Raw genomic sequence first — 21082 nt, forward strand, 5'->3', positions numbered from 1 at the left:
CGTGCTACCTCGCAGGGTATGAGCCAGATCCCAGATAAATCGCAGATCCTTGAATGGATCGAACAGAACCCCACCCAGACCGCCAAGCGCGATATCGCAAAGGCGTTCGGCATCAAGGGCGCCGCGCGCATTGACCTTAAGCGCGTGCTCAAGGAGCTTGAGGCCGGGGGGCATCTGGAGAAGCGAAAGAAGACCTACCGCGATCCCGACAGCCTGCCGCCCGTATCGGTGCTGCTGATCACCGGGCCGGATGACGATGGCGATCTGTACGCGAAACCTATGGAATGGGCCGGTGAGGGACAGAGCCGCGTGTGCTGGTCATCCCGCGGGCCGCCGATCCGGCGCTGGGCGCGGGGGACCGGATCCTTGCGCGGCTCACGTTGGTAAAGGGGGAAACCCATCATTATGAGGCCCGGCTGATCCGGCGTATCGGGTCGAACCCGCGCAAGGTCGTCGGCATTTTCCGCAAGCGGGCCGAGGGCGGGCGTATCCTGCCTATCGACAAAGGGTCTGACCGCGAATGGACCGTGGCCAGCGATGCCACGGGCGGCGCGCAGGACGGTGAGCTGGTCGAGGCAGAGCTGGCAGGACCCAAGGGTCGCATGGGTCTGCCGCCCGCGCGAATCGTCGAGCGGTTGGGCGATCCTTCTGCGCCCAAGGCGGTATCGCTGATCGCGGTGCACCAGCACGGCATTCCCGATGATTTCCCCGATGACGTGATCGCCGAAGCCGACGCCAAGAAGCCGCTTGGCCTGAAATGCCGCGAGGATTTGCGCGATCTGCCGCTCATCACCATCGACCCGCACGATGCCCGCGACCACGACGATGCGTGCTTTGCCGAGCCTGACACGGATCCCGCGAACGCGGGCGGCCATATCCTTTGGGTCGCGATCGCTGACGTGGCGGCCTACGTCACGCCCGGCTCCGCGCTGGATCGTGAGGCGCGCAAGCGCGGCAACTCGACCTATTTTCCCGACCGTGTGGTGCCGATGCTGCCCGATGTTTTGTCTGGCGATCTGTGTTCCCTGCACGAAGGGGTGGAGCGCGCCTGCATCGCGGTGCGGATGGTACTGGACGCGGACGGCAACAAAATCACCCATGATTTCCATCGGGGCCTCATGAAATCCCCCGCCTCCCTGCATTACGAAGAGGTGCAGGCCGCCATCGACGGGCAGCCAAATGATCGCACAGAGCCCCTGTTAGAGGCTGTTTTGCGCCCGCTCTACGCCGCCTACGCAGCACTTGTGAAGGCCCGCGAACGGCGTCAACCGCTTGAGCTGGATCTGCCGGAGCGACGGATCGAGCTGGATGACGACGGCACCGTCCGCTCTGTGCATTTCAAGGACAGGCTCGACGCGCACCGGCTGATCGAGGAATTCATGGTGCTGGCCAATGTCGCCGCCGCCGAGACACTGATCGCCAAGCGCGTGCCGCTGCTGTTCCGCACCCATGAGGAACCGACGCCGGAAAAATTGGATGCCCTGCGGGAAACGGCGCAGGCGGCGGGGTACACGCTTGCCAAAGGGCAGGTGTTGCAAACCGCGCACCTGAACCGATTGCTCAATCAGGCGGCGGGCAGCGACGACGCGGAGCTGATCAATCTCTCGACCCTGCGTTCGATGACGCAGGCCTACTATGGCCCGGACAAGATTGGGCATTTCGGCCTCGCCCTGCAAAGCTACGCGCATTTCACCTCACCGATCCGGCGCTACGCGGATCTGATCGTGCACCGCGCGCTGATTACCGCGCACGGCTGGGGTAAAGACGGGCTGAGCCCGCATGATATCGAGGACCTTGAGGCGACGGGCAACCACATTTCGGACACCGAGCGTCGTTCGATGGTGGCGGAGCGGGAGACCACGGATCGCTACCTTGCCGCATTCCTGTCAGAACGCGTGGGCGATGAGATCGGCGGGCGCATCAGCGGCGTTGCGCGCTTTGGCGCCTTTGTGAAGCTGGACGGCACTGGCGCAGACGGGCTGATCCCAATGCGCAATCTGGGTCGGGAATATTTCCACCACGATCGGGAGGCAGGTACGCTGATGGGGTCCGATACCGGCCGCACCATCGGATTGGGGCAGCGGGTAACGGTTCGGCTCAGTGAGGTGGTGCCTGTCACTGGAGGTATCGCGCTGGAACTGCTGGAGATCGAGGGTGACGCCGTCAAACAGGGCAGCCGCAGCCCCGCGGGCCGCAGCCCCCGCCAAAAAGGGGTCAAGGCCAAGGGCAAGAAAGCCGCCGCCGCCAAGAAGGCCAAGCGCAAGGTGACCCGCAGCCGTCGCTAGCCCATCGCCTGTGCGCACCGCGCGGCATAGGCGCTCAGTAGTCCATCGTCGGCAACCCGGCGAGATAGTTGCGTGGGCTTTGGTGCCGCCGCTATCGCGCCAATCATTGCACCAACGCTTGCATCGGCAGCGCTTGGAACGTCGCCAAACAAGAAGGGGGATGCTTTAAGCCGCGCAGTGATCGCCTTCAGATCGGGCTCGATCCGCTCAAGCCGCTCGGCGGGGGCCAGACGACCAAGGCCCTGGCCGTTCATTGTGCGCATCAGATCGCGGCGCAGCTTGTTGGGGACAAGCGTGCGCAGAACTGGCGGCAGAAAAGCAAAGTATTCGTGGCGCACCACTGCCCAGTTGGCCTCGTCCCCCCAGCGATCAAGTACCTGATGAAAATACATATGCTCTTCGGCCATGCGGATGAAAGCGCGGGCGTTGGCGCGGTCAAGATCGCTCAGACCCGTGTCAAAGTCGTGTCCTTGTGCCTCCAGCCAGCGATGGATGTTGTCGCTGTCGGCAATGATTTTGCCGTCCACCTCGATTGCAGGAAGTTTGCCAAAGGGCATTTTGCGGGGTCTTGCAGATCATGGCGCTGCCACGCCACCCCTGCCATATTTAACAGATACGCAGCTTTGGTGCAGAAAGGGCTATAGCTGAATTGGCCAAATCCGGCGGCAAAGGTGAAAAGGGTGATCATCGCGGTTCCTCTCGAGGGTTGATTGGGAGATAGCATCGCATAGGATAATGACGTTTTCTGACAGGAGGCGCCCGTGACCCGCACCCATCGACTTTTCCAGCTGATGCAGACATTGCGGCGTCTGCCCGCCCCCGTGACTGCCGCGTCTTTGGTGGATGAACTTGGCGTTTCGCTGCGGACGATCTACCGCGATATCGACGCGCTGCGCGGGCTAGGGGCGGTGATCGACGGTGAGGCGGGTTTTGGCTATACGCTGGTGGAGGACGCCGCCATGCCGCCGCTTTCGTTCGATAACGGGGAGCTGGAGGCGCTGGTGCTGGGTCTGCGTGAAGTCAGCGTGATCGGGGACCCGGCCCTTGCACGCTCTGCCACTACGGCGCTGGCCAAACTCAAGGCCCGGCTTCCCGCACGGCAGGCGCATCGATTGCAGCACGCCGTGCTTGACGCGCGGCGGTGGCAACGCCCGCCTGAGCCGGGTATCGATGTGCAGGCCCTGCGTGAGGCGACGTGGGACGAGGCGACAATTACTTTCCAATACGCCGATGCGCAGGGGCGCGAGAGTCGTCGGGAGGCCGATCCGCTCAGCATCGTTTATATGCAGAACAGCCATATGCTTTTGGCGTGGTGTCATCTGCGCGACGACTACCGTGTATTCCGATTGGACCGTATGCGCGAGATGAGCCGCACCGGTAGCAGCTTTCGCCCCCGCCGTGTGGGGATGCTGCGCGAGCATATGGAGCGGTTGCGCGCCGATGCTGAGGCGCAGGGCCGCTCATCTTGAGAGCAGGCTCTTTCGCCGGGCGGGGCATTGTGGCTAATTCGGAAACAATCGAGTGATGAAAGATTTGCCTGTGACCAGAACGCTTGCCTTGATCTGTACGATTCTTGCCCTGCCTGCGGGCGCCGAAACGCGGCCCGTCGCACGCCCGATTGTCGCCGATTCTGCGGGTCTGCAAGGATGGATCGCCGAATTCCGCACGCGCGCCTTGGCAGCGGGGATAACGGCGCAAACCTATGACAGCGCTATGCCGGGGCTGCGTTTCGATCCGAAAGTGGTCGAGCGGGACCGCAACCAGTCAGAATTTACAAAGACAATCTGGGATTACCTCGGCACTGCCGTCTCGGATCTGCGGGTAAGCAATGGCAAGGCCGCTTTGGCCCGGCAGCGGGACACACTGAAACGGATCGAGGCCGAATACAATGTGCCCGCCGAGATAGTGACCGCGATCTGGGGGCTTGAAAGTGCCTATGGCACGTTTCGCGGCAGTGATCCGGTTTTGCGGTCGATGGCGTCGCTTGCCTATGACGCGCGGCGCGCCGCGTTCTTCGAGGGGCAGGTGATCGCGGCTCTGCGCATTTTGCAGGACGGCGATACGACGCTTGCCAATCTTGAGGGGAGCTGGGCGGGCGCCATGGGCCACACGCAGTTCATGCCGACGTCGTTCATCGAACACGCCGTCGATTGGACGGGCGACGGGCGGCGCGACATCTGGGGGGACGACCCGCGTGATGCGCTTGCGTCCACCGCCGCCTATCTCAGGGCGAACGGCTGGGTTGCCGGTCAGCCTTGGGGCGTAGAGGTGCGGATCCCGGAAGGGTTCGACTATCTGCTCGCCAACCGGGAAGTGCTGAAGGCACCGTCTGAATGGGCGGCGCTGGGCGTGCGCGACACAACCGGGGCATCGGTACCTGATCACGGGTCTGCATCAATCCTGCTGCCCGCCGGTGCCGAGGGTGCCGCGTTCATGGTCTTTGACAACTTTGAGGTTCTGGAAAGCTATAATACCGCCGATGCCTATGTAATTGCAGTGGGCCACCTTGCTGATCGCATCGCGGGGTCGGAGCCGCTGGAGGGCGCGTGGCCCCGGCAGGACCGGGCGCTGACCTATGACGAACGTATTGACCTTCAGAAACGCCTTACCGCCGCAGGGTTCGACACGCAAAAAATAGACGCCAAGATCGGCCCGCTGACGGTCAATGCAGTCCGGGGGTGGCAGCTGTCCAAGGGGTTGGTCCCCGACGGCTACGCCTCCCCCAGACTGCTTGAGCGGTTGCGCGCGGACCCTTAACCGGGGCTCATTCCGCGTAGTCGCTCGGAGCGGCGACGGAGCAGTTCGACGACCGTCAGCAGACAGATCGAGATCGCCACGAGGATCGTCGCCACGGCGAGGATCGTCGGGCTGATCTGTTCGCGCAAGCCCGTGAACATCTGCCACGGCAGTGTTTTCTGACCGGCGGAGCCGACGAACAGCACCACAACGACTTCATCGAACGAGGTGATAAAGGCAAACAGCCCGCCCGAGATCACGCCCGGCAGGATCAGCGGCATTTGCACCCGGAAGAACGTCGTCACCGGGTTCGCACCCATGTTGGCAGCGGCACGCGTCAGGGAATTGTCAAAACCAACGAGCGTTGCCGTCACAGTGATGATGACAAACGGGATGCCCAGTGCCGCGTGGGCCAGAACCACGCCGATGTAGGTGCCCTGAAGGCCGATGCGGCTGTAGAAGAAATACATGCCGGCGGCCGAGATAATCAGCGGTACGATCATCGGTGAGATCAGGATCGCCATGATCGCGCGGCGGAACGGCACGTGCGGCTGGCTCAGCCCGATGGCCGCCAAAGTGCCGAATGTGACCGACAGCAGTGTCGCCACCGGCGCGATCTGCACGGAGTTTTTCAGCGCGTTCTGCCAATCGTCGTTGGTAAAGAAATCGCGGTAGTGCTTGAGCGAATAGCCTTCGGGATCAAAGCGCAGCATTTCCGGCGTGAAGGTAAAGAAATCCTCGGCGTTGAAGCTGAGCGGCATGACCACAAGGATGGGGGTGATCAGAAAGACAAAAATCGCGCCGCAGATCGTGCGGAAGGCGAAATGCCAGAACACCTGCCCGGGCGTCAGATAGGGCGGCACCTTGGCGCGGTAGCGTCCTTCGTAGAGCCAGAAGCTGAGGAACCCGAAGAACCAGCCGAAGAACGCGCCGACAAAGACACCCGGCAGCCCGGCAAAGGCAAAGCCGCCCACCGCCATGACAAGCGTCAGGCCCCAGCGGGCCGCCCGTTCATTCGGGATGAATTTGGTCAGCACAAAGGCCGCAAGACCCATCAGGACCGCGCCGCCGATGATACCCAGCGGCATGGAGCCTTGGCCGGCGCCGACAAAGATGCCGAAGAAGGCGCCAAAGGCGGCCACGGTGGGGACGTAAAAGCTCGGCTCGGTACGCGAAATAGGTGTGAGGGCTGCCATGATCTCTCTCCTTATCCGAGTTTCACGTTATCGATGCCGACGATCTTGTCGTAGGCCCAGTACAGGACCAGCACCGCCGCCAAGAGGATCGCGCCAAGCGCCGCCCCAGACCCCAGTTCAGTGAGCTGGAGATGTGATAGGCGATCCGGTTCGAGATGAACGTCCCGCTTGTTCCGCCGACGATTTCCGGCGTGATGTAATAGCCGATCGCAAGGATGAACACGAGGATCGACCCCGCGCCGATACCCGGCACCGACTGCGGGAAATAGACCCGCCAGAACGCGGTCCAATTCGTGGCACCGAGGCTTTTTGCGGCGCGCAGATAGCTGGGTTGGATCGTCTGCATGACCGAATACATCGGCAGGATCATGAAGGGCAGCAGGATATGCGTCATCGCAATGATCGTACCGGTGGAATTGTTGATAAGCGCGAGGCGGTCATCGGTCGCTACAAGGCCCAGCCACACAAGCGTATCGTTGATGACCCCCTGTTGTTGCAGCATGACCTTCCACGCCGAGGTGCGCACCAGAAGCGAGGTCCAGAACGGCAGCAGAACGAGGATCAACAGCAGGTTGGCCGAGCGGGTCGGCAGGTTTGCCAGTATCCACGCAACGGGGTAGCCCAACAGGATGCACGACAGGGTGATGGTCAGCGACATCACCATCGTGCGCCAGAACAGGATGCCGTAGATACGTTGGTTTTCCGGGCGCAACTCTGGCCCGTCGACGGATTTCTGCATGTCGACTGAATTGAGGAAATAGCCGCTGGTGAGCGTGGGCGAATAGATCTTGATCGTCTGCCAGACGTCGAGGCTGTGCCAGTCCTCGTCGACATCCTCGAAGGCGGCCTTGTAGTCGACGACTTCCATGGCGGGTGCTGCGGCGAGCGCCTCTTGAAGCTCGGCCGATCCGGGGCCTGTGTACGCGCCGACGGCGGCAGCGTTGTCGATCAGATCCGTATGCAGCGAGGAATAGACAATGGCCCAAGGGTCTTCGTCATAAAGGTTATCTTCATCCTCGAACTGGATGAAATCGGCGTAGCGGGCGTAGCTGGCGGCAGTCCGCGGTAGCACTTCCGCGATCCCGTCGCGGAGTTCAAACGCGGGCTGACGGTCGCCGCTGTCTTCGTCCCATGCCTGAATATCTGCCAGCCAATCGTCACTGCCAAGAAGTGCGTTCCAGTTCTCGCCCTCCTCCCAGTACTCATTCAGATCTTCGAACTGGTCCTGATAGACCTCGCCCATATCCTCCACCCGGCGACCCGATTTGCGGAACAAAGACGAAACGCCCGTCAGCTCGTAATTGAGCCGCGAGCCGAGGCGCGTGTGCAGCTTTGCCTCCTGGGCGAAAAACATATCGTCATAGAGTGCTGCGTAGACAGGTTGATCGGGCAGCTCTGTGCCGGTTTCGTCCCAGTCGGCCAGCGCCTGCGTGGTCTTGGGCAACGTATCAGAGACGATGTCGTTTTCGACAGAGCGCCACAGCATGTCGGCGATGGGCGCGATAAAGGTCAGCAGCACAAAGATCAGCAGCGGCGCAATCAGGGCCAGCGCGCGCATCTTTTGCATCCGAAGCGCGCGGTTCAGGGACCGTTTCAGCGGTGTGCCGTCAGCGGCAAGGACGGGTCCGGTATCTGGCTTGGAAGTGGATGCGTCGCTCATGTGATCCCCGTGGTGTCTGTGCTGCGATGGATAAAGAGACTAACAAATGTCGGGTGTGAAGAGAGGGCCGCGAGGGCCCTCTCTGTTATCTTGAAGGGGCGGCTTAGCGCACCAGCCACGCCTGGAATTTGGCGTCGATGTCGTCACGGTAGTCAGCCCAGAACTCGTAGTTGTAGAGGAATGTGTTCTTGGCGTTCTCGGGATCGGTTGGCATGTGTGGCGCCATCTCGATGCCCAGCTCGGCGTGCTTGCCGACCAGCGGTGCGGAGGACGCACGTGCGGGACCGTAGGAGATGTATTTCGCCTGATCCGCCAGACGCTGTGTGTCTGTCGCGAACATGATGTAGTCCAGCGCGCGGGCTTTACGCTCGTCGCTCAGGCCCGTTGGGATGATCCAACCGTCCAGATCGAACATTTGCGCGTCCCAGAGCATCGCGATGGGCTGGTCCTGCTCTTCGATGGCCGAGAACAGACGACCGTTGTAGGTCGAGCCCATGATGACTTCGCCATCGGCGAGCAGCTGGGGCGTGTCGGCACCGGCGGACCACCAAACGACGTCATCCTTGATGGTGTCGAGCTTGGCCAGAGCCTGATCCTGACCTTCTGGCGTTGCCAGCACGTCATAGATTTCGTCCTTGGCGACGCCGTCACACAGCAGGGCCCATTCCATGTTGGCGATAGGGCGCTTTTCCAGCGACCGCTTGCCGGGGTAGGCTTCTGTGTCAAACACGGCGCAGACGTCTGTGGGCGGTGTGTCACCGACCAGATCGGTGCGGTAGCCGAATGTCGTGGAGTAGACGATCTGCGGGATGAAGCAGTCGGAGACCAGCAGGTCGCCAAAGTCTTCCTCGGCCGATGTACCATCGGGCGCGGCTGCCAGATGCTCTTCCGGATCGATTTCCATCGCCAGACCTTCGTCGCACAGGCGGATCGCATCGGCGGCCACCACGTCAACGACGTCCCATGTGACGTTGCCCGCTTCGTTCATCGCGCGCAGCTTGGCCACGGCTTCGGCGGAGGATTCATCGTTGATGATCGAAACGCCGGTCTTTTCCATGTAGGGGTCGTGATAAGCTTTTTGCTGGCTGTTGGAATATGCGCCACCCCAGCTCACGATGGTCATCTCGGATGCCATGTGACCGTCGGCGAACGACATTGTTGCCGCAACGGTCAGGGCCGTTGTCGTCATCAGTGTTTTGGTCAGTTTCATGTGTACTTCTCCCAGTTATTACCCGTTGGGGTATTTCAGGGCAGCAACAACGGGTTTGGCTGCCGCCCCTTGTGGATCACGCGGGCCCGTGAGCCCGGCGCGATATCTCGGTGCGCGGTCGGATCAGGCGTCCAACGCGCGGCAATCTTCGGGAAGCCAGCCGATCTTGACCTTCTCACCGGGGGTGAGGCGGACCTGATCGGCACGGTTGCGTGTCTTGACGACAAAATCGTCCTTGCCGGCAACCCGTAGGCGCGTGCGGAACACGTCGCCCATATAAATGAACTCTAGCACTTCGGCGTTGAGGGTGTGCGATTCCGGACCGAGGTTGGGATTGAATTCAACCCGTTCGGGGCGGATTGACAGGGTCGTCTTGTCGCCCACGGCATTTACGTTCACCGGTACGGCGTCAATTTCTTCGCCACTGCCGTCAAGCTTGACGACACAGCGTTTGCCGCTGAGTTTGGTCACGGTACCTTGCAGGGTGTTATTCTCTCCGATGAACTGCGCGACAAAGCTGTTTTGCGGCTGCTCATACAGCTCATCCGGTGGGGCCAGCTGCTGGATACGCCCGTCGTCGAAAACGGCAACCCGGTCAGACATCGTCAAGGCTTCGGTTTGGTCGTGGGTCACGTAGACCACGGTGATGCCCAACTCATGCGCAAGATTGGTGATTTCGAACTGCAACGATTCGCGCAGCTGTTTGTCCAGCGCGCCAAGTGGTTCGTCCATCAGTACCAACTCAGGCTCAAACACCAGCGCGCGGGCAAGCGCGATCCGCTGTTGCTGACCACCCGAGAGTTGCGCGGGCCGACGCCCGGCAAAGGCATTCATCTGGACCATCCCCAGGGCGCGTTCAATCTTCTGCTCGCGGGTCGATTTGTTCATACCGCGCACTTCAAGCGGGAACGAAAGGTTTTCGGCCACGGTCATGTGCGGGAACAAAGCGTAGTTCTGAAAGACCATACCGATCCCGCGCTTGTGCGGGGGTATGTTGTTGATCGACTTTCCGTCGAGGCGAATGTCGCCGTGCGTCGCGGTCTCGAAACCGGCAAGCATCATGAGGCAAGTCGTCTTGCCGGAACCCGAGGGCCCAAGCATCGTCAGAAACTCACCCTTGGGCATCGACAGGTTGAGATCTTTGACGACAAGGTTCTCCCCGTCGTAGCTTTTTTGAACGCGCTCAAACGCGACGAAGGCATCTTTGGTGTCTGTGTCGGCCAAGTGAGGCTCCCCGTTTGATGTTTAGTCTACCGCTAAATCAGGTGGCACGATGCGCAGGCCAAGCCACCATTGCAACTGAATAACGACGGATTGTCGCGAAACGGGGGGAATACAGACGATTTTCCTTTGCAAAAGGCAGTTCCGGGAGAATCGCCTGAAAGTTGATCAATCAGAGGGCGCAAAATTTACCCTCTGGTTGTGAATCACGCTGCCGGTTTCAGCATATCCTTGTCTTTAAGTGCGGCATAAGTGTCATCCAATGCTTTCAGCGCGCGGGTGCGGAACACATCGATCTCGTCCGGCGTGATGACCAGCGGTGGCGAGATGATCATCCGATCACCCACGTGGCGCATCACCAGATCGTTTGCAAAACACGCCTCACGGCACATGAAACCGGCGGTACCCGTATCCATCGCAAATTTTGCACGGCTTTCCCGGTGCGGGGTCAGCGGTAGGGAGGCCATCATTCCGCAGACGTTCACGCCCCCGACAAGCGGATGCTGTCCCAGCACATCGAGGGTTTCACGCAGCGCGGGGGCGGCGACGTCACGCACGTGATCGAGGATGTTTTCCTCTTGCAGGATATGCAGGTTTTCCAGTGCCACGGCGGCGCAGACAGGGTGGCCGGAGTAGGTGTAGCCGTGGTTGAACTCGACCGCATTGATCACCTCGGCAATCTCGTCACACACGATCGAGCCGCCGATGGGGGCATAGCCAGACGACAGCCCCTTGGCGATTGTCATGATGTGGGGTTTGATCCCCAAGGTCTGGCTCCCGAACCAGTTGCCCGTGCGTCCAAAGCCGCAAATAACCTCATCCGCGATGATCAGCACATTGTGCTTTTCACAGATCCGCTGAATTTCGGGCCAGTAGGTCGCGGGGGGAACGATCACGCCGCCCGCGCCCTGTACCGGCTCCGCGATGAACGCTGCGACGTTTTCGGCGCCCAGCTCTTCGATCTTGGCGTCCAGCTGGCGGGCGCGTTCAAGGCCAAAATCCTCTGGCGCGCTATCGCCGCCCTCTGCCCACCAGTCTGGCTGATCGATGTGGTGGATGCCGGGGATCGGCATGCCGCCCTGTTCGTGCATGTAGCTCATCCCGCCCATGCTGCCCGATCCCATGGATGACCCATGGTAGGCATTCTTGCGGCTGATGACGTGGGATTTCTGCGGCTGACCCTTTTCGGCCCAGTAGGTGCGAACCATACGCAGGTTGGTGTCGTTCGCTTCGGATCCGGACCCGGCAAAGAACACGTGGTTCAACCCCTCCGGCGCCAGCTTTGCCAATTCGGCCGCCAGCGCGATCGCGGGGGTGTGGGTGGTGTTGAAAAAAGTGTTGTAGAACGGCAGTTCCATCATCTGACGGGCCGCGGCCTGCACCATACGCTCGCGGCCGTAGCCGATATTGACGCACCACAGGCCCGACATCGCATCAAGGATCTGGTTGCCCTCGCTGTCGCTCAGATACACGCCCTTGCCGCGGGTGATGACGCGGACGCCACGCTCCTTGAGCTCATCATTGGTGGTGAAAGGGTGCATGTGGTGCGCGGCATCCAGCGCCTGCAATTCGGCGGTGGGCAATTGATTGGACAGGATGGACATGGGCGACCCCTTTCGACGGCAAAATTCGCAGGTTCCGAAATATGATCAAATTTTCAGCCGGTCAATCCTGTGCGCTGAACCTGAGGGCGAATTTCGCCTGTCGGCCACAGGATTGATGTGAATCACCTTGCCGCTACGCGGGTTTTTTGCTCACATCATGCGCAATGCTGGGCAAACCGGCTTCTTGTTATGGGAGTATAACGATGACACGATCCATTTTTACCGCAGCCGCAGTCGCGACACTGATCGCGGGTGCCGCAACAGCCGACGAGGTGCGCGTTTACAACTGGTCCGACTATATCGACGAGGACCTGCTGGCCAAATTCGAAGAAGAGACCGGGATCGAGCTGATCTATGATGTCTTTGACAGTAACGAAGTGCTTGAAACCAAGATGTTGGCCGGTGGATCCGGCTATGACGTCGTGGTGCCCACCGGCACGTTCCTGCAACGCCAGATCACCGCGGGCGCATTCCAGAAACTTGATATGTCGAAATTGCCGAACATGGAAAACATGTGGGACGTCGTCGAAAGCCGGACCGAGCAGTACGACCCCGACAACGCCTATTCGATCAACTACATGTGGGGCACCACCGGCATCGGTGTGAACGTCGGCAAAGTGCAGGAGATCCTGGGCGAAGACGCGCCCATCGATTCGCTTGAGCTGGTGTTGAACCCCGACAACATGTCGAAGCTTGCCGATTGCGGTGTGCACTTCCTTGACGCACCCGCCGAGATGATCCCGATGGCGCTGAAATACATGGGCGAAGATCCCGACAGCCACGATCCCGAAAAGATCGAGGCGGCCGCCGACAAGCTGACCGAAGTGCGCCCCTACATTCAGAAGTTCCACAGCTCTGAATACATCAATGCGCTTGCGAACGGTGACATCTGCGTGGCCGTCGGATGGTCCGGTGACATCCTGCAAGCGCGTGACCGCGCGGCAGAGGCCGACAACGGCGTCGAGATTGCGTATAACGCCGCCAAGGAAGGCGCGCAGATGTGGTTTGACCAGATGGCCATCCCCGCAGACGCACCCAACCCCGAGGCCGCGCATGTCTTCCTGAACTTCATCATGGATGCGCAGAACATGGCGGCGGCGTCGAACTACGTCTACTACGCCAACGGCAACGAGGCGAGCCAGGAGTTTTTGGTTGAGGACGTGATCGAAGATCCGGCGATCTATCCGGATGCGGCAACGCTGGACAACCTGTTCACCACCACGCCCTATCCGCCAAAGGTACAGCGCGTCGTGACCCGCGCCTGGACCCGCGTGAAATCCGGTACCTGAATGTGCCCGTTGGGGCGGCACGCTGTGCCGCCCCTTCCTTTTGCAGAAAGTCCGCCGTTGAGCACTGACGTCTTTTCCCCCTGGACCGATCCGAACGAAAAACCGCTGATCCGCTTTCGTGGCGTGACCAAGCGTTTTGGTGATTTCGTTGCCATCGATAACCTGACGCTGGACATTTACGAGCGGGAATTCTTTGCGCTGCTTGGCCCGTCGGGCTGTGGCAAGACCACGATGATGCGGATGCTCGCCGGGTTTGAGACGGTCAGCGACGGCAGTATCGAACTTGCCGGCAAGGACATTGCCGACGTGCCACCCAACCAACGCGCGGTGAACATGATGTTCCAAAGCTACGCGCTGTTCCCGCATCTGAGTGTTTGGGACAACATCGCCTTTGGCCTCAAACGCGACCGCATGGAAAAGGCCGCATTGAATGCCCGCGTGGATGAGATGCTGAAACTCACGCGACTTGAGAAATTTGCCAAACGCAAGCCGCACCAGATTTCCGGCGGCCAGCGGCAGCGCGTAGCGCTTGCCCGCAGCCTCGCCAAGGCGCCAAAGCTGCTGCTGCTCGACGAGCCGCTTGGCGCGCTCGATAAAAAGCTGCGGCAGGACACGCAGTTCGAACTGATGGATATTCAGGAAAAGACCGGAACGACCTTTGTCATTGTGACCCACGATCAGGAAGAAGCGATGACCGTCGCCTCCCGCGTGGCGGTGATGGACGAGGGGCGGCTGATGCAGGTCGCCACCCCGGCCGACATTTATGAAACCCCTGACAGTGTCTATGTTGCCGATTTCATCGGTGACGTAAACATTATCCAGGGTACGGCAAAGCCTGCGGGCGAAGGGGCGTATTTCGTTGATTGGGCTGTCAATCAGCCGCCGCTGCTGGCCACGTCGGAACGTCCTTTCACCGAAGGGCAGGAATGCCACCTTGCCATCCGCCCCGAAAAGATCGCGATTTCAAAAGAGAAACCCGCCGAGGCGGAGAATGCCGTGACCGGCAAAGTGCTCGACATCGCGTATCTGGGAAATCTGTCGACCTACCATGTCGAACTTGAGGGCGGGCAGATCATCAAGGCGCAGACCGCCAATACCCGCCGCATCGCGCGGCGTGACATCACGTGGGAAGATCCCGTTTGGGTGAAATGGAGCAAGACCGCCGGCGTCTTGCTGGCCGAATGAGCGGACCGCGCTGATGCGCCGCTTTGTCCTGATCGCGGTCCCCTATGCGTGGCTGCTGGCGCTGTTTCTGGTGCCGTTCCTGATCGTATTCAAGATTTCACTGTCGGATATTGCCCTGTCGATTCCGCCCTATACGCCGACGCTCAAGGACGGGGTGGCGGCGCTGATCCAGGGGCTGGATTTTGAGAATTTCTGGTTCCTGACCACGGACGATCTCTATTACAAAGCCTACGCCAGCAGCCTGAAAATTGCACTGATCTCGACCGCGCTGACGCTATTGGTGGGGTATCCTATCGCCTACGGCATGGCCCGCGCCCCATCGGAATGGCGCGCGACGCTGATGATGCTGGTGATTCTGCCGTTCTGGACATCATTTCTGATACGCGTCTATGCGTGGATGGGAATCCTCAGTAACGAGGGGCTGCTCAACCAATTGTTGATCGCCATGGGGCTGATCGATGCGCCGCTCACGATCCTGAACACCAACACCGCGGTCTATATCGGTATCGTCTATACCTACCTGCCGTTCATGATCTTGCCGATCTACGCCACACTGGAGCGGATGGATGATAGCCTGATCGAGGCCGCCGAAGACTTGGGCTGCTCGCGCCTGTCAGCGTTTTGGCTGGTGACCGTGCCCCTGTCACGCAGCGGCATCATCGCCGGATCGTTTCTGGTGTTCATTCCCGCGCTGGGCGAATTCGTCATTCCCTCGCTGCTGGGCGGATCCGGTACGCTGATGATCGGTAAAGTGCTTTTCGAGGAGTTCTTTAACAACCGGGATTGGCCAGTGGCTTCCGCCGTGGCGGTGATCCTGCTGCTGATACTGATCATTCCCATCGTGCTGTTCCAGCGGAACCAGCAAAAGCAGGCGGAGGCGGGCGCATGAAACGGCTCTCGGCCTTTAACGTGACATCGCTGACGCTCGGCTTTGCGTTTCTTTACCTGCCGATGATTCTGCTGGTGATCTACAGCTTCAATGAATCCCGTCTTGTGACCGTCTGGGCCGGGTTTTCGACCAAATGGTACGGAGAGCTTTTGCGGGACGAGGCGTTTCTTGATGCCGCCTATGTCACGCTGCAAGTAGCTGTTGTGTCTTCGACCATCGCAACCGTGTTGGGGACGATGGCGGCATATGTGCTGGTCAACGCGGGGCGGTTTTTCGGGCGCACCCTGTTCTCCGGCATGATTTATGCGCCCTTGGTGATGCCCGAAGTCATCACGGGCCTGTCCCTGCTTTTGCTCTTTATCGGGATCGGGCTGGACCGGGGCGTGCTGACAATCGTGCTCGCCCACACGACGTTTTCGATGTGCTATGTCTCGGTTGTGGTGTCCTCGCGACTGGTCAGCTTTGACCGGTCGCTGGAGGAAGCAGCGTTAGATCTGGGCTGTAACCGGCTCGACGCCTTCCGGCTTGTGACCCTGCCGATCATCGCACCCGCGGTCATCTCGGGCTGGCTTCTGGCGTTCACACTGTCGCTTGACGATCTGGTGATCGCAAGCTTTGTCTCCGGCCCGTCGTCGACCACGCTGCCGATCAAGATCTGGAGCTCGGTCCGGCTGGGGGTCACGCCCGAAATCAACGCACTGTCGACGTTGATGATCGCGATCGTCACGGTGGGGGTCATCACCGCCTCGCTGATCTCGAAACGCGGCGCGGCGCGGGCACAGGCTGATGCACAGGCGGCGGATCGCGCCACCGGATGAAGCGGGTCTTTTCCCAGTATGCCTATGGCGATGGCCCCCGCGCGGGGTGCTGGTGGGATGCGACGCGGCAGGCGCCGGGCCATGCGCCTTTTACCGGACCTGCACGTACGGATGTGGCCATCATCGGCGCCGGTTTCACGGGGCTGATGGCGGCGTTGCATCTGGCGCAGGCCGGGATCAGCGTGCGTGTTCTGGACGCACAACGCGTCGGCTGGGGGGCGTCGGGGCGCAATGGCGGGTTTTGCTGTCTGGGCGGTGGCATGGCGTCGGATGCGGCGCTGGACAGGCGTTTTGGCAAATCTGGCCGGATCGACTGGCGCCGGACCGAGCTTGCGGCGATCAAGACCGTGGAAGCCACCGTGAGGACATTGGACCTCGAAGTGGACCGGCATTCGAATGGAGAAACCTGCCTTGCGCACCGGCCTCGCGATTTTGAGGAGCTGCGCGTGGAAGCCGACAAACTGGCAGAGAACTATGGCGTGGACCACGAGTTGATCGGGCCGGACGCTTTGCGCCAGGCGGGCATGGCAGGCCCCTTTCACGGAGGGCTGACAATCGGCGCCGGCTTTGGGCTGAATCCGCGCAAGTATTTGCTGGGCCTCGCCGCAGCAGCGGAGCAGCATGGTGCGCGATTGCACGATCAAAGTCAGGTGACGGCGCTGGTGCGCGCCAATGATTGTTGGCGGCTGACCCTGAACCACAGCACTCTTCAGGCCGACCGCGTAATCGTCGCGACGAATGGCTACGGCTCGGATGATTTGCCGCCTTGGTTGGGCGCACGTTACTTGCCAAGCCAATCGAATGTAATCGTCACGCGGCCCCTGACCGATGACGAGATTGTCGCCCAAGGCTGGACAACAGACCAAATGGCTTATGACAGCCGGAATCTGCTGCACTACTTCCGCCTGATGCCGGATCGCCGGTTTCTGTTCGGGATGCGCGGAGGCCTGCAAAGCGGTTCTGCCGCCGAGGCGCGTTCGCAAGCCCGCATCCGCCGCGACTTTGCGCAGATGTTTCCCGCCTGGCGGGGGGTTGAGATCACGCATGGATGGTCTGGCATGGTTTCCATTGCGCGAGATCTGCTGCCATTTGTCGGTGCGGTTCCGGATGCACCGGGGATCTTTGCGGGCCTGTGCTATCACGGAAACGGCGTGGCGATGGGTAGCCACGCGGGTACGCTGCTGGCCGATCTTGTGCGTGGCAAACAGCCTGACCGCGCCTACCCGGAGGCGCTACGCCAGCCGCTTAGACGATTTCCGTTCGGGCGCTTCCGACGGGTCGTCATGCCCTTCGCCTACGCGGGTTATGCGCTGGCGGATCTCTAGGATGCTTCGCGAAGGGCCGTGATGCTTTCGGCTGTCGTTTCGCTTCCCCCGGCAAAGACAACGATGCCTTGGGTGCCCTCGGTGCGCAATTCCGTCACGCGGGCATAGCTGGCGGCGAGGGCGGTCGGAAGCGGCTCACCTGCGGCGTCGATCGATTCGACTTCGAACCGATAAAGGCCCGCTGGAACGGGTGTGCCATCGGCACCAACGCCTGCCCATTGTACCGCCGGCGCGCCAGTCGGCAAAAGGCGCCTGTCGACGAGGGTACCGCCGGAGTCGTAGACATTCAGGGTCGCCTCAGTCGCGTTTGGAGGTGTTTCAGTCAGAACCGTCAGGGGGCTGCCGTCGAACAGTACGGGTTGCGTCGTGCGTGCTTCCATTCCGATCCAACCGGAAAGCTGGGCAATCGTCCCGCCCCCGAGAGAAGCGGCAAGCGCACTCAGCAGATCATTCGACAACACTTGCTGCTCGACCATGGAAAACTGGGCAAGCTGTGCGGCGTATTCCGAACTGTCCAGTGGCTCCAGCGGGTCCTGGTATTCTGCTTGTGTCGTCAACATTTTGATGAACGTTTCAAAGTCTGAGGATAGAACGGCCTTGGTCTGGGGGGCGGTTGCTGCGGCACCCGCGATGCCGCCGCTGCCTAATCCGGTGATAAGATCTGTCATGGGTGTTCCTTACAATCTGATATCAACGCCGCCGGAGTCATCGGCGATCAATGAGATTTGGGGCGTGGGCTGCTCTATCGCCTCAGTCGGTTCTCCGCCGGAAGGCCCACGCTCGCGTGCGGAGGACTCCCCACGGTCTGTGGTGCTGCCCTGCCCAAAACTGAAGCTGATTGTATCGTAACCTATCTGGCGGAAGTTCTGCCCAAGCTGGTCGATGTGGCGGCGCATCAGATCCAGGGTTTCGGGCCGCTCCGCAAGGATGTGTACGACGATCCCGCGCTCGTCGGTTGCGACCGACATGCGCAGGCGGCCAAGCTCTTCTGGCGCAAGCGCGATCTCGACCGGTCGATGTGAAGCCTGCGGCGCTGCTTCGGCAATTTGGCGCAGTGTGTGCTGTGGCAGGTCAGTGCGCGCGGGCACTGATTGCGCTGGCGCCTGGTTTTGCAAAGCGCGCGGCGCGTCCCATGCCAGATCAATCTGGGTATCCGCCACAGGGGTCAGTATCGGGTCTGATTGGATAGCCAGTCCGGGTGCGCCCGAGATAGTATTTGGCAAGGTTTGTCCGGATGCAGGGGAAAAGGAATAGGGCTGTCGCAGCCCCTGGGACCCACCCCATTGGCGTGGGGGAGCTTCCATTTGCATCGGTCTGGTCGTGTCACTGGTGCTTCGTGCCTGCGGAAACGCTTGTACCGGGATCCTGGCGGCCGACGTCAGGGAAACTGCGGCTGTTGCCGGATGCGTCATCGCATCCATCTTCGGGGTTGCCGGTGCGCCGGTTGCGGACGGGGGCGGTACAGATAAAGGATCCTTCACGGGCGCGCCCGCACCCTCTCGAGATATGGCTGGCGTTGTTTGCGTGCTCGTCCCGGAGACGTGTCGAAGATCGCGCTGCTGAGTTGCAAGAGTCTTTCCATTGCCCGCCATCCCTGCCGCAATGCCGATCGGTCCTGACGGCAATGTATTTGACCCTGCCAGTGAGGTTGCTTTGACCATGGAGCCATCCGGCTCATGTGAAAATCCAGTGGCGTGACGCGCCAGATCAGGGGACCCGTACGACACATGGGGCACCGGGTTCGAGTGGTGCGGGGTGGCAGCGAGATCGGATTTTACGGGCTGGGTTGGATCAGCGGAGAATCCGCCCGCATTTCCCGTCCGGTCCTGCTTCGGGAGAGCCATCTGTGCAGCCCGTTGCGCAGCCGAAGGTGGTCCCGCATTCTCGGGGTGGGATTTGGATCCATTCGTGGGTTTCGCATCGGCAGCGGAATGCAGTTTCTGTACCAACTGCGATTCTTCGGGGGTGGGATGCCCAGCCGGTTCAGCTTGCTGCATCAAAACGGTCTGCTCTGTTGCAGTCGGTTGGTTCACCGGGATTTGCGCGGAGGCCGTGGCGGTTATCCGTTTGTCGGCGATCGCTATCGGCGTGGGCGTTTCCCTCATTGCGGCTGTGGCATCTTGGGCATCAGCGTTGTCCACGGTGCCATGAATAGACGCCTTTGTTTCCCGGTCTTTGTCATTCCGTGCCGTGTCTGAGCCATGCTTTGCAACGCGAACCTCGGTGCCAGGATGCGAAGGCGGAGATGCTGCGTCGAAGAGAGCAGGATTTGGCGTGGATGCTTTCGCCGGTGTTGTCATGACACCTGTGTCCGGGGTGGTTGCCTGGCGGAGGATCAGCGATTCTGACGCCTTTGAACTTGGTTGTGCGGTGTCAGGCAGCTGTTCCGCTGCTCGCCGCGAAGTTTGCGGTGGTGCAGCTGAATGTGCTGGAGTCTGTGCATGCGGAGCCAAACGCGTTGGCAACTCACTTTCCGAGGCTGAATGGAGCGTCTTTGCATCCGCTGTAGCCTCAGGATCATTGGTATCTGCCTTTGGAGCAGCCTCCGTTTCAGGCGGATCGCTGGGAGGTCTCGCCAAGGCGTCCTCTGCCCCTACCCCGGAAGGGCCGGGGAGTGGTTTTTGCAGATCTGAAAGCACGGCGGCGAAATTGGCTTTTGGGCCCTTCGCATCGGAAAAACCTGATGCTGACGTCGGCAACCTGCCGGAATCGACTGGATCGAATTGGCCCGACATTACTGGAAACTGGGAAACTTGTGTCATGAGGTGCCTTTCTGGACCCGCGGCAGGTGGCGTCAGATATGGCGCAACTATCCTTACGGGTTCTTTACGGATTTACCCTCATGATCAAAAAGTTCATCGAATTTGAGGAGATCGCCCCGTGATACCGCCCCTGGATCTGCCGCCACCCCGCCCACCCCATCAGACAGACAAACCACTGCTTGAGGCCGCGCGCGCGCTTGAGACGCAATTCCTTGCCGAGATGCTCAAGGCCGCTGGGCTTGGCAAGACCAGCAGTGAATTCGGCGGCGGGGTGGGCGAGGATCAATTCGGCTCGTTTCTGGTGACCGAACAGGCGCGCGCCATGGTGGACGCCGGGGGCATCGGCCTGGCGGAATCTCTTTTCGATGCGCTCAAGGACCAGCAGGATGGATGATTTGTCGATGCTATACGAGCGGCTTGAGATGCTGATCGAGCGTGAACGTGCGTCGCTCCTGACTGGCGATCTGGACACGCTTGGGGCGCTGCTTTCCGAAAAGGAATTGCTTATCGCGGATGTTCTGCAGGGTTCCAATGGGCCGGAATTGCCAGGCCTTCTGCGGGATAAAATGCACCGCAACCAATTGCTGCTGAAAAGTGCGATGGAGGGGATTAATGCCGTCTCTGCCCGGCTGGCCGCCTTGCAGGAGGTCCGCGCGACACTCGGCACGTATGACGCTCACGGGCGCAAGGCAGGGGCCGCACCGCAACCTTTCGCCCGCATCGAACGGCGGGCTTGATGCTGATCCGGGATAAAGTTGAGACAAATGGGCTGCACAGAAGCTGACGCGTTTAAGGCCCTGTTAAGGCTCTGACGCGCATCTTGGCGACGCATCCCAGACATGGATGGCGCCTTTTGAGGAGGGTCGCGGCAACGTGGCTTCCCGCAACAGGCAAGGGTCAGA

General features: G+C 60.7%; 16 protein-coding genes and 2 pseudogenes. 10 read left to right on the forward strand and 8 right to left on the reverse strand.

Annotation, left to right across the window (positions count from 1 at the left end; all coding sequences use genetic code 11):
* Positions 1-18: 18 nt before the first annotated feature.
* Positions 19-2285: pseudogene (gene rnr / locus KDD17_RS15420) on the forward strand (ribonuclease R).
* Here rnr and KDD17_RS15425 read toward each other — a convergent pair.
* Positions 2282-2842 carry a glutathione S-transferase family protein gene (locus tag KDD17_RS15425; protein ID WP_254796819.1) on the reverse strand — a complete coding sequence of 187 codons (561 nt, stop codon included), beginning with the start codon at positions 2840-2842 and terminating at the stop codon, positions 2282-2284. The pseudogene rnr and the gene KDD17_RS15425 overlap by 4 nt on opposite strands.
* A 204-nt stretch (positions 2843-3046) precedes the next feature.
* Here KDD17_RS15425 and KDD17_RS15430 point away from each other — a divergent pair, with 204 nt between their 5' ends.
* Together KDD17_RS15430 and KDD17_RS15435 are read left to right on the forward strand one after the other, a co-directional pair.
* Positions 3047-3754, forward strand: a complete 708-nt coding sequence (locus tag KDD17_RS15430) for a helix-turn-helix transcriptional regulator (protein WP_212704469.1) — start codon at positions 3047-3049, stop codon at positions 3752-3754.
* A 55-nt stretch (positions 3755-3809) separates the two neighbouring features.
* A complete protein-coding gene (locus KDD17_RS15435) occupies positions 3810-5042 on the forward strand; it encodes a lytic murein transglycosylase (protein ID WP_212704470.1) in 1233 nt (410 codons plus the stop codon).
* Here KDD17_RS15435 and KDD17_RS15440 read toward each other — a convergent pair.
* The 5 genes and pseudogenes from KDD17_RS15440 to KDD17_RS15460 all read right to left on the reverse strand — a co-directional run bounded on the left by KDD17_RS15440 (position 5039) and on the right by KDD17_RS15460 (position 11912).
* Positions 5039-6217, reverse strand: a complete 1179-nt coding sequence (locus tag KDD17_RS15440) for an ABC transporter permease (protein WP_212704471.1) — start codon at positions 6215-6217, stop codon at positions 5039-5041. The genes KDD17_RS15435 and KDD17_RS15440 overlap by 4 nt on opposite strands.
* Positions 6218-6228: 11 nt before the next feature.
* Positions 6229-7877 (reverse strand): annotated as a pseudogene (locus KDD17_RS15445) (ABC transporter permease).
* Positions 7878-7980: 103 nt separating this feature from the next.
* Positions 7981-9087 (reverse strand): extracellular solute-binding protein, encoded by a 1107-nt coding sequence (locus KDD17_RS15450; RefSeq protein WP_212704472.1) that lies wholly within the window; start codon positions 9085-9087, stop codon positions 7981-7983.
* Positions 9088-9210: 123 nt separating this feature from the next.
* Positions 9211-10311, reverse strand: coding sequence for an ABC transporter ATP-binding protein (locus tag KDD17_RS15455; protein WP_212704473.1), 1101 nt, complete (start codon positions 10309-10311; stop codon positions 9211-9213).
* A gap of 203 nt (positions 10312-10514) precedes the next feature.
* Entirely contained in the window at positions 10515-11912 is a 1398-nt protein-coding gene (locus KDD17_RS15460) for an aspartate aminotransferase family protein (protein WP_212704474.1), read from the reverse strand.
* 203 nt (positions 11913-12115) lie between these two features.
* Between KDD17_RS15460 and KDD17_RS15465 the strand changes: the two genes are divergently transcribed.
* Genes KDD17_RS15465 through KDD17_RS15485 form a run of 5 tightly spaced genes read left to right on the forward strand, consistent with a single transcriptional unit; the run spans position 12116 to position 17418 of the window.
* Positions 12116-13201: a polyamine ABC transporter substrate-binding protein gene (locus KDD17_RS15465; protein WP_212704475.1), complete on the forward strand. Its 1086-nt coding sequence runs from the start codon at positions 12116-12118 to the stop codon at positions 13199-13201.
* A 57-nt stretch (positions 13202-13258) separates the two neighbouring features.
* On the forward strand, positions 13259-14386 hold the full coding sequence (locus KDD17_RS15470) for an ABC transporter ATP-binding protein (protein WP_212704476.1): 1128 nt from the start codon (positions 13259-13261) through the stop codon (positions 14384-14386).
* A gap of 13 nt (positions 14387-14399) precedes the next feature.
* Entirely contained in the window at positions 14400-15275 is an 876-nt protein-coding gene (locus tag KDD17_RS15475; RefSeq protein ID WP_212704477.1) for an ABC transporter permease subunit, read from the forward strand.
* Entirely contained in the window at positions 15272-16093 is an 822-nt protein-coding gene (locus KDD17_RS15480) for an ABC transporter permease (protein ID WP_212704478.1), read from the forward strand. Before KDD17_RS15475 ends, KDD17_RS15480 begins: the two co-directional genes overlap by 4 nt.
* Entirely contained in the window at positions 16090-17418 is a 1329-nt protein-coding gene (locus tag KDD17_RS15485) for an NAD(P)/FAD-dependent oxidoreductase (RefSeq protein WP_212704479.1), read from the forward strand. Before KDD17_RS15480 ends, KDD17_RS15485 begins: the two co-directional genes overlap by 4 nt.
* Here KDD17_RS15485 and KDD17_RS15490 read toward each other — a convergent pair.
* Both KDD17_RS15490 and KDD17_RS15495 read right to left on the reverse strand, forming a co-directional pair.
* Positions 17415-18086 carry a flagellar hook capping FlgD N-terminal domain-containing protein gene (locus KDD17_RS15490; RefSeq protein ID WP_212704480.1) on the reverse strand — a complete coding sequence of 224 codons (672 nt, stop codon included), beginning with the start codon at positions 18084-18086 and terminating at the stop codon, positions 17415-17417. The two genes, KDD17_RS15485 and KDD17_RS15490, sit on opposite strands and share 4 nt — an antisense overlap.
* A 9-nt stretch (positions 18087-18095) precedes the next feature.
* Positions 18096-20180 (reverse strand): flagellar hook-length control protein FliK, encoded by a 2085-nt coding sequence (locus KDD17_RS15495; protein ID WP_212704481.1) that lies wholly within the window; start codon positions 20178-20180, stop codon positions 18096-18098.
* A gap of 118 nt (positions 20181-20298) precedes the next feature.
* Here KDD17_RS15495 and KDD17_RS18930 point away from each other — a divergent pair, with 118 nt between their 5' ends.
* A complete protein-coding gene (locus KDD17_RS18930) occupies positions 20299-20574 on the forward strand; it encodes a rod-binding protein (RefSeq protein ID WP_254796820.1) in 276 nt (91 codons plus the stop codon).
* Entirely contained in the window at positions 20567-20917 is a 351-nt protein-coding gene (locus KDD17_RS15505) for a flagellar biosynthesis protein FlgN (RefSeq protein ID WP_212704482.1), read from the forward strand. The genes KDD17_RS18930 and KDD17_RS15505 overlap by 8 nt, the downstream gene beginning before the upstream one ends.
* Positions 20918-21082: the final 165 nt, after the last annotated feature.

Source organism: Sulfitobacter albidus (assembly GCF_018200035.1).
Taxonomy (GTDB): Bacteria; Pseudomonadota; Alphaproteobacteria; order Rhodobacterales; family Rhodobacteraceae; genus Sulfitobacter; species Sulfitobacter albidus.

Bases quoted from the DNA above. Each gene is read 5' to 3' on its own strand.
- KDD17_RS15495 (WP_212704481.1), bottom strand. From the start codon at position 20,180: ATGACACAAGTTTCCCAGTTTCCAGTAATGTCGGGCCAATTCGATCCA.
- KDD17_RS15505 (WP_212704482.1), top strand. From the start codon at position 20,567: ATGGATGATTTGTCGATGCTATACGAGCGGCTTGAGATGCTGATCGAG.
- KDD17_RS15490 (WP_212704480.1), bottom strand. From the start codon at position 18,086: ATGACAGATCTTATCACCGGATTAGGCAGCGGCGGCATCGCGGGTGCC.
- KDD17_RS15450 (WP_212704472.1), bottom strand. From the start codon at position 9,087: ATGAAACTGACCAAAACACTGATGACGACAACGGCCCTGACCGTTGCG.
- KDD17_RS15425 (WP_254796819.1), bottom strand. From the start codon at position 2,842: ATGCCCTTTGGCAAACTTCCTGCAATCGAGGTGGACGGCAAAATCATT.
- KDD17_RS15480 (WP_212704478.1), top strand. From the start codon at position 15,272: ATGAAACGGCTCTCGGCCTTTAACGTGACATCGCTGACGCTCGGCTTT.
- KDD17_RS15485 (WP_212704479.1), top strand. From the start codon at position 16,090: ATGAAGCGGGTCTTTTCCCAGTATGCCTATGGCGATGGCCCCCGCGCG.
- KDD17_RS15475 (WP_212704477.1), top strand. From the start codon at position 14,400: ATGCGCCGCTTTGTCCTGATCGCGGTCCCCTATGCGTGGCTGCTGGCG.
- KDD17_RS15435 (WP_212704470.1), top strand. From the start codon at position 3,810: ATGAAAGATTTGCCTGTGACCAGAACGCTTGCCTTGATCTGTACGATT.
- KDD17_RS15465 (WP_212704475.1), top strand. From the start codon at position 12,116: ATGACACGATCCATTTTTACCGCAGCCGCAGTCGCGACACTGATCGCG.
- KDD17_RS15440 (WP_212704471.1), bottom strand. From the start codon at position 6,217: ATGGCAGCCCTCACACCTATTTCGCGTACCGAGCCGAGCTTTTACGTC.
- KDD17_RS15460 (WP_212704474.1), bottom strand. From the start codon at position 11,912: ATGTCCATCCTGTCCAATCAATTGCCCACCGCCGAATTGCAGGCGCTG.